This window comes from Acinetobacter sp. YH01007 (assembly GCF_013420425.1).
Lineage (GTDB): Bacteria > Pseudomonadota > Gammaproteobacteria > Pseudomonadales > Moraxellaceae > Acinetobacter > Acinetobacter towneri.
In genome coordinates, this window is record NZ_VOYC01000008.1 from 25,995 (window position 1) to 37,719 (window position 11,725).

An 11,725-nucleotide genomic window follows, 5' to 3' on the forward strand; every position below is an offset into this window, starting at 1 on the left:
CATCGTCATGCGACCAACAGTTTTGTTTAAGAACTGCGCATTTAAAATAGCAACCAAAACTTATACTAGATAAGCCATCTATACTATGTGGGATCAGCATTTTTCAAAAATACATCAGATAAACAGTAAGTTATTTAATTTTTATAGTGAAGATTAAAATAGCCTACAAACACATATCATAAAAAATATTCATATGACCTATAAAATAAATTAGAAAATCATAGCTCGATCTACTAAAATCGCTTTCTTTTGTTTACATCTTATTTCTCTCCCATGACGAATTTACGCACACGGGATATTATTGCCTTGGGTTTTATGACCTTTGCGCTGTTTATTGGTGCAGGTAATATTATTTTCCCACCTATCGTGGCACAGCAAGCGGGCGAACACGTCTGGCTTGCTGCGCTCGGTTTTCTCATTACCGCAGTTGGCTTACCCGTGATTACCATTATGGCGTTGTCACGTGTCGAAGGTTCTATACAAATTTTAAGTTCGCCTTTAGGCAAAATCGCGAGCTTAATTTTAACAGTCGTCTGTTATTTAGCGGTTGGCCCGCTTTTCGCCACACCACGTACCGCTACCGTATCTTATGAAATTGGTTTCTCTGCCTATTTTGGCGATTCCGCGAGCACCTTATTCATTTATAGCGCCATCTATTTTGCCTTGGTGATGTTAGTTTCACTGTATCCACACAAAATTTTAGATACAGTGGGCTATGTACTTTCCCCGCTTAAAATTCTGTCATTACTAATTTTAGGCATCACTGCATTTATTATTCCGACAGGTACAATTTCACCTGCCATTCACAATTATGTGAACAGTCCTGTATCTGAAGGCTTTATTAACGGTTATCTCACTATGGATACCTTAGGTGCATTGGTATTCGGGATTGTGATTATTAATGCGATTCGTTCACGTGGCGTAACTGATAAAAAACTCATCACCCGCTATGCGGTATGGGCAAGTTTAATTTCAGGGATCGGTTTAACTTTAGTTTATCTAAGCCTATTTAAACTGGGGATGGGCAGTCACGATGTTGCCGCCAATGCCAGTAATGGTGCAGTCATTTTACATGCCTATGTGCAACATGCTTTTGGCGGATTTGGCTCGGTATTTTTAGCTGCAATGATTTTTATTGCCTGCATGGTTACGGCAATTGGACTGACATGCGCATGTGCTGGATATTTTGAGCAAATTACTAAAATTCATTATCGCCGTTGGGTATTTATTTTAGTGGGCTTTGCCTTTGTTATTTCCAATCTTGGACTCACCAAACTCATTGCAGTTTCAGTGCCTATTTTAAGCGCGATTTATCCACCTGCAATTGTGGTCATTCTACTCAGCTTTTTCTGGGGATTATTCCGTATTCCAACCCGCGTGATTGCACCTACTGCCGCAGTTGCATTGCTCTTTGGCATCATTGATGCAATGAAGGCCGCAGACTTAGCTAGATTCTTGCCAACCACACTGACCAATTTTCCCCTGAGTGAACAAAACCTCGCTTGGTTGATTCCTGCATTACTGATTTTTGTATTCGCTACAATTCATGATCGAATGAAAAAATAGCCAGTACGGACTTCGAGCTCGGCTATTTTTTCAAGTCATGCTCTATTTTCGAGCTGTATTGTATTAAAGTCGTGTTTTATCCAAATACGAATTTAAGTTAGACAATAATTGTCAGGTTTTACCCAAACCCGCACTTATTGTTTCTTGTGCTAAAACTGCCTCTTTTTAAGGCAATTTATCAGTCATGATAATAGCAACCCAAATAATTATTTGGTATAAATAAACAAATGAAATTAAAATATTTTCAATAAAAAACTAAAACAAAATAAATCATTCACCCATTTTAAGCAGAGCTCAAATTAACGCTAAAGTCGTATAGTCGCCCTCAAAATTAGCTGGCATAAAATATGCAAGTACGATTGAAATCGTATTTAAATGGCTTAAAAAACACACTACTTTTTATTATTTTGTAAATAAATGATAACAAATAGTAGTATTTCATATGAAAATGATGTTTTTTATCAAAATATGACTATAAGGGCTTGAAATAGTTTGCTAAACAAGGTAGAACAATAAAACCAATCTGACTAAAATGCTCTGATTTTAGTGATTTATAACAAGGAGGGATGGAGATGTTTTCACATTTCAATACGCAAGTCTTCATTAACGCTCTGAAGGCTAACCAAAATCTAGTTACTTTTTTAAGCACCACTTTTGCACTGATGCTGACCCTATTGCTCCAAGGCTCAATTCAAGGCAACTTGAAACCAACCTATTTTTTATATGCCTTATTGGTATGTATAGCCTTTGCGATTTGGACATCCATTGACCAAAAGTTTCGTGAACATAAAAACGTAGAAGTTCATTAATCATACCCTAGCACCCACTCATTTTAGCTTTTTCGCTTTCACTTTGCGGCAGATGGATCACTCCTCTGCCGCCAAACTCAAAAAGTAGATTCTAATCATCATTCCTGATCTACAGCAAAAATCTCAAAATCTTCTACGGGCTACCAAGAAAAAATTAAACTGAGCAATTAGAATTACAACAATCCATAGATTGCGCCAAGCAATAACACACTAGTCCCACCCAATTCAGCCACAATCAATAACAGCATCGCCAAACTCATGCACCAACTTGGCAATGTCCATGCTGCAATTTGATGCGGTTGTTTAAATTGATTAGTGGTATCTTTAAGCAATCCATGCAAGATATAACTCAGAATAGAAAAGCTAAAAAATACTAAATTTAGAATCACACAAATTAAAATTACAGTGGCATCCCAAATACAAAAATAAGCCAAGACCGCTAAAATTAAACTTGCAGGTGCATATAACAAACTACTGCGATGTGCGATATCCACATAATAATGAGCACGCGCTTGGGCAGAAGCACGAATTTGCCAATATTTCCACACGCCTGTAAGCATCCCCACCCACAAAAATATTCCACTGAAAATAATCGCAAGGCGCACTGCCAAAGATAAACTTTCCATGTTTAACACTCTTTTATTTTTCGTGTGGCTATTTAACTACACTCGCAGACTACTAAGCTTGACTTTAGAGTCAGAATAAATACAAGTTTCTTTTTGGAACTCGTGTAAAGTAACTTTATTCTCATCATCCTTAAAACATTATGAGCACATTTGAAAGCTTAAATATTATATGTGCAGATGGTTATGCCCTCGCTGCCCGTTATTATCCAAATCAATATACACAAGCACAGCGTCTACCCGTCTTGATTTGTCCCGCGACAGGCATTACCAAGAATTTTTATCACGCTTTTGCCACATGGCTAAATGAACAAGGCTATGCTGTGCTGTGTTTTGATTTTCGTGGTATTGGTGATTCGTTACACGAACCATTGAAACAATGTGAAGCCAGTATTGTTGATTGGGGGCAGTTAGATATTCCTGCAGCAGTAAATACTTTGCTGCAAAAAACGCAAGCTGAACAAGTGGTTTTATTGGGACACAGCGCAGGCGGACAATTACTGGGGATTAATCCTGAATATCATAAAGTGGCAAAAGTCGTAGCTGTTTCAGGCTCTACAGGCCACACAAAAGGTTTAAAAGGTCGTACTCGCCTACTTGCCCCTGTGATGTTTAAAGTTATTTTTCCACTTGCCAGAATCACACATGGTTATGGCCCAACCAATGCAATTGGCATGGGCGAAAACCTACCTAAAAATGTGGCCCAACAATGGGCACAATTTTGTAGCAAACCCGGCTATGTCATCAATGCTATAGGCAAAACAGTTTCACAGCATTATCACGATGAAATTCGTTGCCCGATTACTGCTATTTGGAGTTCGGATGATGAGATTGCCACCGAAGCCAATGTGAAAGATTTACTCCGTCTCTATCCCCATGCATCGACTAATATGATTGAACTTAAACCAAAGCGTTATCAGCATAAAGCCATTGGGCATATGGCGATGTTTAAAAAGTCACATCGAAATTTATGGAATGTGATTGAAAATCAATTGGCAGTTTAATTTTTAGTGGCGAAGTCACATACAAATTAAACATTTGTTTTAGTTTCTCGCTTTTTCTTTTCCCTGTTTAAGCAACCAAATTTGTAATCCTGTTTGGTTGTTTCTTTTTTTCTATTCCATGCCACATTTCATGTTCAGCTTTTAAAATCCAGACTTATCGCTGATACACATTTTCAGGATGAAACATCACAATCTTTTTATTACACCATAAAAAAGCTCCACCATTTCGGTAGAGCTTTTTGAGTGATTTAATTCAAAGCTTAGTAATTAGCGTAAGCGAATCATCACAGTTTTAATACGGTTACCATCAAGTTCTGTCACTTCAAAGTGCACACCTTGATAATCCAACTGCGTGCCGACCTGAACTTCACCTTGGGTTTTATCTAAAATCAAACCTGCAACGCTAATGTAGCCTGCATCTTCTTCAATCAGATCCATCATACCCAGTTCAAGTTCAAGCTGGTATAAATCCAGCATACCTGTTGCTTTCCATTCGTTTTCATTGGTTTTAACCAAATCTAACTGTTCGTCTGCATCAGGGAATTCACCTGCAATCGCTTCAAACACATCAAGCGGTGAAATCAAACCTTGAACATTACCAAACTCATCGCTGACTAAAACCAAAGAACCTTTAGAGGTACGTAACGTATTGATCGCATCAATCACTTTCATTTTTTCAAAAATGTAAATTGGACGCTGACGTTTAATTAAAGCTTTAAGCTCTTCTTCTTCGTCCAATACATCCAACAACTCTTTGGCACGTACAATACTAATGACTTTATCTAAACTACCACGACACACTGGGAATAAGCTGTGTGGTACAGATAGAATCTGTTCGCGGATTTGTTCAGGTGAATCTTCAATATCGACCCATGAAATTTGGCTACGTGGCGTCATAATTGATGCGACTGAACGCTCTGCCAAGGTCAAGACACCACCAATCATGTAGCGTTCTTCATCTGCAAACGCTTCTTGCGCTTCGTTATGCAAATCAGGGCTACTGGTTTCAACTCGCCCCCCCATCAATTTTAAAATTGAATCTGCAGTACGGTGACGTAACGGAATTTTTGCTTCATGTTTTGCAACATTGCGCTGACCAAATTGGTTAAACGCTTCAATAGCAATCGCAACACCAATACCCGAATAGATATAACCTTTAGGGATATGGAAGCCAAAACCTTCTGCAATCAAGCTGATACCAATTAATAGTAAGAAGCTTAAACACAAAATCACCACTGTTGGATGACGGTTCACAAAAGCAGTTAATGGCTTAGATGCAAGTAACATCACCAACATTGCAACCACCATGGCAACCATCATCACATAGATGTTGTCGACCATGCCAATTGCGGTAATGACTGAGTCTAAAGAGAAAACTGCATCTAGAACAACAATTTGTGCTACAACTGCGGCAAAACTTGCATAAACCACATTGGTCGTGACTTTGACTTCGGGTTTGCCTTCCATCTTCTCATGCAACTCTCCTACCGCCTTATAGACGAGGAACAAACCGCCACCCAAGAGAATGAGGTCACGCCCTGAAAAGGTTTTTTCAAATAAGGTAATTAACGGTTCGGTTAAAGTAACCAACCAAGAGATTGCAAATAACAATCCTAAACGCATAAACAACGCTAAAGATAAGCCAATCACACGGGCTTTATCACGCTGTTCTGGGGGTAATTTTTCTGCAAGAATTGCAATAAAGACTAGGTTATCAATACCTAATACGATTTCTAGAATAATAAGTGTAATTAAACCAACCCATATTCCCGGATCTAATAAAAACTCCATTAGTTCATAGCTCCGAGATAGTTAGCAGAAATCGAAATATAAAGTAGACCTGCGCACGGCGACGGATCCATAAAAGTAACCTTTTTAGCAATAGATAGCTTAATTATGCACAATCTTGAACATTTGTAATTAAATTTTTAATTTTTTTGAATAAAACTAAACAGTACGATCTATAAGATGGTTTTTACTTTATTTTTCACATTCTTAATTTTTTTAGAGCGATGACAGCCAAACAAAAGCCATGAGAATGGATTAAAAATGTCAAATGAATTGTAATGTATTTTTAGACGCATTAGTCATAGATTACAACTGTAAGCCAACCCACACTTTAATCTAAACTTAAAATATTGATAAAAAACAACTATTGTTAAAAGATTAGACCAAAGCTTATAATTTTTTTGCAAAATTCAACGCAATAACCCGCACTTTTACCTAAAAGCCAAGTGTACAAATGTATTTTTTTAACTAAAATGCAGCCTAAGTTGATGGTTAAATTGATAATTCAACTTATAAAACCAGATAACTCACTACTAATCCAAACTAAAACAATTCTATAGGATTAATTGATATGACACATGAATATGGATTGAACTTAAACAAATGCCTACGCGCTTGGAAAAATAGCCATTTCAAAGCCAGCTTCTAAATCGAGATTCATCATATTTCGTCAGATTTCAACCAAATTTTAGCCACTGAAAGCATCTTGCTAAGCACATGAGTTTTCACATAAAATGTGAAATATCAAAAATACAATTAAAACAATGCAGGGAATATGCAATGTCCAAGAAATATTCAAAATTTCTACCATCCGCCGACCAATATGATATTGAACAATTTCCGTATTATTGGGTCACACAAGTACATGCTCAATATGTACAGAATGTCGATCAGGCACTTAAAAAGTATGGTTTAGATAATTCTCGCCGTCGTATTTTATTGGCATTAAGGTCAAAAGCACATGCGAGTGTGTCTGATTTGTCAGACATGGTGGTGTCAAAAATGTCAACTACAACTAAAATTGTTTATCGTTTAAAAGATGAAGGTTTGGTTGAAACTTATTCTTGTGATGATGATGCGCGTATCACTCGTGTCGTGCTTACTGAAAAAGGTAATGAGATGACCAACAAAATTAATGATCTGACTAGCGTTGTTTTAGAGCAGTCATTTGATGGTTTAACTCCACTACAAATTGAAAAAATGATGGAAAGTTTACGTCATATTTTTAATAATTTAGCACGCTAAACATCACGTTATTGTTCCACATCTGTTCTTATCCTATATAAGCACAAGATGTACTTAAAGATCGAAAAAATTGAGCTGGGGGCTTACTTTTTCGATCTTTGCTTTTGGTACATGTGAACACTCAAACTCGTCTAAAGGAAAGCCCTGCACAAAGCTGTGTATGTTCGGTGTTTTCAAACTTAGCCATTCATCTAAACGTGCATGTGGAATAACAATAACAGAACGTTTGACTGGCCCAGGCTCATGAAATTCCTTCATCATCGCGTGATCAATTGCGTCCATGGTAATCATACTCGCAGAACGGACAATTTCTTCCGTGCCTTGCCCATCCTTTAAACGGCAAATTTCATACAGTGCTGCAATAAAAAAGGCCTGTCCATCTTTACGACGTACACCCCAACGCTGCGGTTTACTGTCTATATATTTGGATTCATAAAATTCTGACACAACAATCGCGCCAAATTTACACTTATAAGCAGCTTCACTAAAACTTGGTTTTTCTAATAAAGTTTCGTTACGGCAATTATAGGTTTTTTGCGCAATACTTCTGTCTTCCGCCCATTTGGGAATCAAGCCAAAATTCACCGAGCGCCACTCTAAACCTTGTTCAGACTTAAACAATAGTGGCACACTCGAATTTGGATACGCTTCTTCAGCATATTCAAACGGAATTTCAGGCAGACCTAATGCAGATAATTGCGCTATGCTTATTGGTTTAAAATTGGCACACATATACAAATTGGATGATTAGACACACGCACTATATTATGCGTTTTGATCATGAACAGTAAGTGCGCACCCACGCATTCCTTCTTACTCAAACAAAACGCAGGACAAATAATTACCGTTAAGCTGGCAATGTCAGCCAATGCGTGCGGGTAAATTCTTCAAATATCCAGCGCCCATTAAAACGACCTAAGCCTGAGTTTTTCTCACCACCAAACGGTGCATTGGCATGATCGGCAACGGTAATACCATTAATATGTGTCATTCCAACATCAAACTGTGCTGCAAATTCTGCACCGCGTTCTACATTTGTAGTGCATACAGCAGCAGATAAACCATAGCGTGTATCGTTCGCTAACTGTAAGGCATGTGCGGTATCTGCTGCTTTGAGAATCGGTAAAATAGGTCCAAAACTTTCATTTTGTACAATTTCTGAATCGGCAGCGACATTCACAAAAACATTTGGTGCAACTAAGTTCCCCGTAACCCCGCCCGCATAAACCAATTCTGCACCCTGCGCCTGTGCTTTTTGAATAATATGCTGATGCTTTTTCACCTGTTCTGCATTAATAATTGGCCCAATCAAGGTGTCATTTTTATTCGGATCACCTACTACTAATTGCGACACACTTGCTAACAATTTTTCAAGATAGGCTGCATAAATAGACTGATCGACAATGACCCGATTGGTACTCATGCAAATTTGACCTTGATGCAAAAAGCGCCCCATCACAGTTAGTTCTACGGCCAAATCTATATCTGCATCATCCAAAATGACTAAAGGTGCATTGCCACCGAGTTCTAAGGCGACACGTTTTAAATGCTCACCCGCAACGGCCAGTTGCCCTACATGCTGTCCAACTTCTGTAGAGCCTGTAAATGAAATCATTTTAGGAGTTACATGCTCAACAAAGTAATCACCAATTTCACGACTCGCACCCGCCACCACATTGAGTACGCCTGCAGGCAAGTCTGCTTCTTCGAACAGTTTACCGAGTATAGTTCCACCTGTGACTGGCGTATCACTGGCAGGTTTGAGCACTACACTATTACCACAAGCAATCGCTGTAACCACTGAACGCATAGACAAATGGAAAGGGAAATTCCACGGACTGATCACAGCAATAACACCCAAAGGTTTACGCAAAACAACACTACGGACTTTCGGATCTTTGCTTTCCAGTTGCGTCGTGGTCATTTGCTCGGGAAATTGTGCAGCTTCTTGAATAATCCCTAAAGCAGCATCGACTTCGATATTGGCTTTTAAACGGGTACTGCCCGACTCATCAATCAGCCACTGGATAATTTCTTCGCGTCGTTGCTGAATGACTTGCTCTAAGTTCTTAATGATGTATTGACGCAGACTTGTGGATTGAATCAATTGTTCATCAAAAGCTTTTTGCGCTGTACTATAGGCACTATCAACATCTACCACGCTGGCGCCCTGCATCTCAAAAATTGTAGTTTGATGATATGGATTCAAGTTTGGAATGGTTTTAGTAGATGTCCCAACCGACCACTTGCCGCCAATAAATTGTTGATTCAAATCTTGATATGCTGGCATGTATTTGTCCTTGCGCTACTTTTTATATATGACTTTCACTCTACTCCGCAGCTTGATGTTTTTCTAGCAGCAAGTACATCCTGTAACTATTCAGCTGCAAAATTTTCAAAAAACCATAAGCAAAATACAGGCAACAAAAAAGCCTCCGAAGAGGCTCATTTGTTTGTATTACACAATCAGTAAATCAAATCCTAAAGGATTAATCACCTGTATAACCTTTTAACTTTAAACGCGCTGCGTGTAAAAGTGGCTCTGTGTAACCAGAAGGTTGCTCGCCACCTTTGAAGATCAAGTCAGATGCAGCTTGGAATGCAATGTTATTAGCAAAGTCGTTAGACATAGGCGTGTATAGTGGATCATCAGCATTTTGTTGATCTACAATTTTCGCCATGCGCTGCATTACTTCTTCAACCTGTTCACGCGTTACAATTCCGTGACGTAACCAGTTGGCAACGTGCTGAGAAGAAATACGTAAAGTTGCACGGTCTTCCATCAGGCCCACATCATTGATGTCTGGAACTTTAGAACAACCTACACCCAGATCAACCCAACGAACGACATAACCCAAGATACCTTGGCAGTTATTTTCCAGTTCTTTTAGTTTCTCTTCTTCAGACCAGTTGGTATCAGTTGCAAGAGGTGGAGTTAACAAATCATCTAAAGGCAATGCTTCAGTTGCAAGCAATTCTTGCTGACGGTTTGCTACATTAATTTGATGGTAGTGAATCGCGTGAATCACTGCACCTGTTGGAGACGGAACCCATGCACAGCTTGCGCCTGCTTCAGGATGTTCAGTCTTGGTTTTGTACATGTCTAACAGCATGTCTGGTTTTGGCCACATGCCTTTACCAATCTGTGCTTTACCACGTAGACCTGTTTGTAGACCTACCATGACGTTACGGTTTTCGTAAGCTGGGAACCATTTTTGGCCTTTGATTTCGCCTTTACGAACAAATGGACCTGCTTCCATGAAGGTATGGATTTCATCACCTGTACGATCCATGAAACCGGTGTTAATAAAGATGGTACGGTCTTTCGCCTGAGCAATACAGTTTTTCAGGTTAACAGAGGTACGACGCTCTTCATCCATGATACCGATTTTCAGGGTTTTAGCAGGTAAGCCAAGCGCTTGTTCAGCACGTTCAAACAGCTCAACCGCAAATGCTACTTCTTCTGGACCGTGCATTTTTGGCTTAACGATATACATAGAACCGGTACGTGAGTTCTTGATCGTGTTCTCACCACGGATATCAGCCACAGAAAGCAATGGAGTGACCAATGCATCCATGATGCCTTCATAAATTTCTTCGCCATCTACAAGGATCGCCGGGTTTGTCATCAAGTGACCCACGTTACGAAGCAGCATCAATGAACGGCCATGAACCTTGGTCTCACCGCCTTCAACATTTTTGAAGGTGCGGTCAGCATTTAGTTTACGGGTAATGGTCTTGCCATTTTTCTCGATAGACTCTTCAAGCGTACCTTTCATCAAGCCTAACCAGTTACGGTAGCCTTCAACTTTTTCTTCAGCATCAACTGCTGCAACAGAGTCTTCCAAGTCTTGAATCGTCGTTACAGCCGCTTCAAGCACAACATCTTTCACGCCAGCTGCATCTGTCTGTCCAATTGGGCTGTTTGCATCAATCTGGATGACTGCGTGCAGGCCGTTATTTTTCAGTACGATTTCAGTTGGTGCAGAAGCTTCGCCATTGTAACCAACGAATTTAGAGCTATCCGCAACAGTTGTTGTAGAACCATCTTTTAGGCGAACAACAAGTTTGTTTGCTTCTACAGCATATTGAGTCGCGTCGGCATGTGAACCTTGCGCCAATGGGAAAGTTTCATTTAAGAAGTTTTTCGCGAATGCAATTACTTTTTCACCACGAACTGGGTTGTAGCCTTTACCTTTTTCTGCGCCATTTTCTTCAGAAATAACGTCAAAACCGTAAAGTGCGTCATATAACGAACCCCAACGTGCGTTTGCTGCGTTCAAGCAATAACGTGCGTTACGTACAGGTACTACGAGCTGTGGACCAGCCAATAATGCGATTTCTTCATCAACATTTTCGGTGGTAATTTGAAAATCTTCTACTTCTGGTAATAAGTAGCCAATTTCAGTCAAGAAAGCTTTGTAAGCTTCTAATTCAAATGTATTATTGCGGTGCCATTCATCAATTTTAGCCTGAAGCTCATCACGCTTTGCGAGTAATGTTTTGTTCTTAGGGCTAAGATCGACAACGACTTGCTCAAAGTTTTTCCAGTATGTATCACTGTCCAAACCAGAACCTGGTAATGCTTCATTTTCGATGAAATCGTAAAGTTCTTTAGCAATCGCTAACTTGCCTTTTTGAATACGTGCAGTCATTGTCTTTCCTGATATTGCTACTTTTTATACAAGAG

9 protein-coding genes are annotated in these 11,725 nt (G+C 39.3%); 4 read left to right on the top strand and 5 right to left on the bottom strand.

Annotated elements, in window-relative coordinates:
• The first annotated feature begins 273 nt into the window (after positions 1-273).
• Positions 274-1,566 carry a branched-chain amino acid transport system II carrier protein gene (gene brnQ / locus FTT74_RS05945; protein WP_154320787.1) on the top strand — a complete coding sequence of 431 codons (1,293 nt, stop codon included), beginning with the start codon at positions 274-276 and terminating at the stop codon, positions 1,564-1,566.
• Between the two features lie 572 nt (positions 1,567-2,138).
• Positions 2,139-2,375: a hypothetical protein gene (locus tag FTT74_RS05950; RefSeq protein WP_004976747.1), complete on the top strand. Its 237-nt coding sequence runs from the start codon at positions 2,139-2,141 to the stop codon at positions 2,373-2,375.
• A 173-nt stretch (positions 2,376-2,548) separates the two neighbouring features.
• On the opposite strand, the gene FTT74_RS05955 is transcribed toward FTT74_RS05950, so the two are convergent.
• Entirely contained in the window at positions 2,549-3,001 is a 453-nt protein-coding gene (locus FTT74_RS05955) for a hypothetical protein (RefSeq protein ID WP_004976749.1), read from the bottom strand.
• Positions 3,002-3,141: 140 nt separating this feature from the next.
• Between FTT74_RS05955 and FTT74_RS05960 the strand changes: the two genes are divergently transcribed.
• Positions 3,142-4,002, top strand: coding sequence for an alpha/beta fold hydrolase (locus FTT74_RS05960; RefSeq protein WP_096901415.1), 861 nt, complete (start codon positions 3,142-3,144; stop codon positions 4,000-4,002).
• A 267-nt stretch (positions 4,003-4,269) separates the two neighbouring features.
• On the opposite strand, the gene FTT74_RS05965 is transcribed toward FTT74_RS05960, so the two are convergent.
• On the bottom strand, positions 4,270-5,793 hold the full coding sequence (locus tag FTT74_RS05965; RefSeq protein ID WP_004976753.1) for a TerC family protein: 1,524 nt from the start codon (positions 5,791-5,793) through the stop codon (positions 4,270-4,272).
• 777 nt (positions 5,794-6,570) lie between these two features.
• Here FTT74_RS05965 and FTT74_RS05970 point away from each other — a divergent pair.
• Positions 6,571-7,035, top strand: a complete 465-nt coding sequence (locus FTT74_RS05970) for a MarR family winged helix-turn-helix transcriptional regulator (protein ID WP_004976754.1) — start codon at positions 6,571-6,573, stop codon at positions 7,033-7,035.
• A gap of 54 nt (positions 7,036-7,089) precedes the next feature.
• Here FTT74_RS05970 and FTT74_RS05975 read toward each other — a convergent pair whose 3' ends face one another.
• The 3 genes from FTT74_RS05975 to FTT74_RS05985 all read right to left on the bottom strand — a co-directional run bounded on the left by FTT74_RS05975 (position 7,090) and on the right by FTT74_RS05985 (position 11,690).
• Positions 7,090-7,767 (bottom strand): SOS response-associated peptidase family protein, encoded by a 678-nt coding sequence (locus FTT74_RS05975; RefSeq protein WP_096901413.1) that lies wholly within the window; start codon positions 7,765-7,767, stop codon positions 7,090-7,092.
• A gap of 115 nt (positions 7,768-7,882) precedes the next feature.
• Entirely contained in the window at positions 7,883-9,325 is a 1,443-nt protein-coding gene (locus tag FTT74_RS05980) for an aldehyde dehydrogenase family protein (protein WP_179988728.1), read from the bottom strand.
• 199 nt (positions 9,326-9,524) lie between these two features.
• The gene (locus tag FTT74_RS05985) at positions 9,525-11,690 is read right to left on the bottom strand and encodes a malate synthase G (protein ID WP_004976757.1); all 2,166 of its coding nucleotides are present in this window, start codon (positions 11,688-11,690) and stop codon (positions 9,525-9,527) included.
• Positions 11,691-11,725 lie beyond the last annotated feature (35 nt).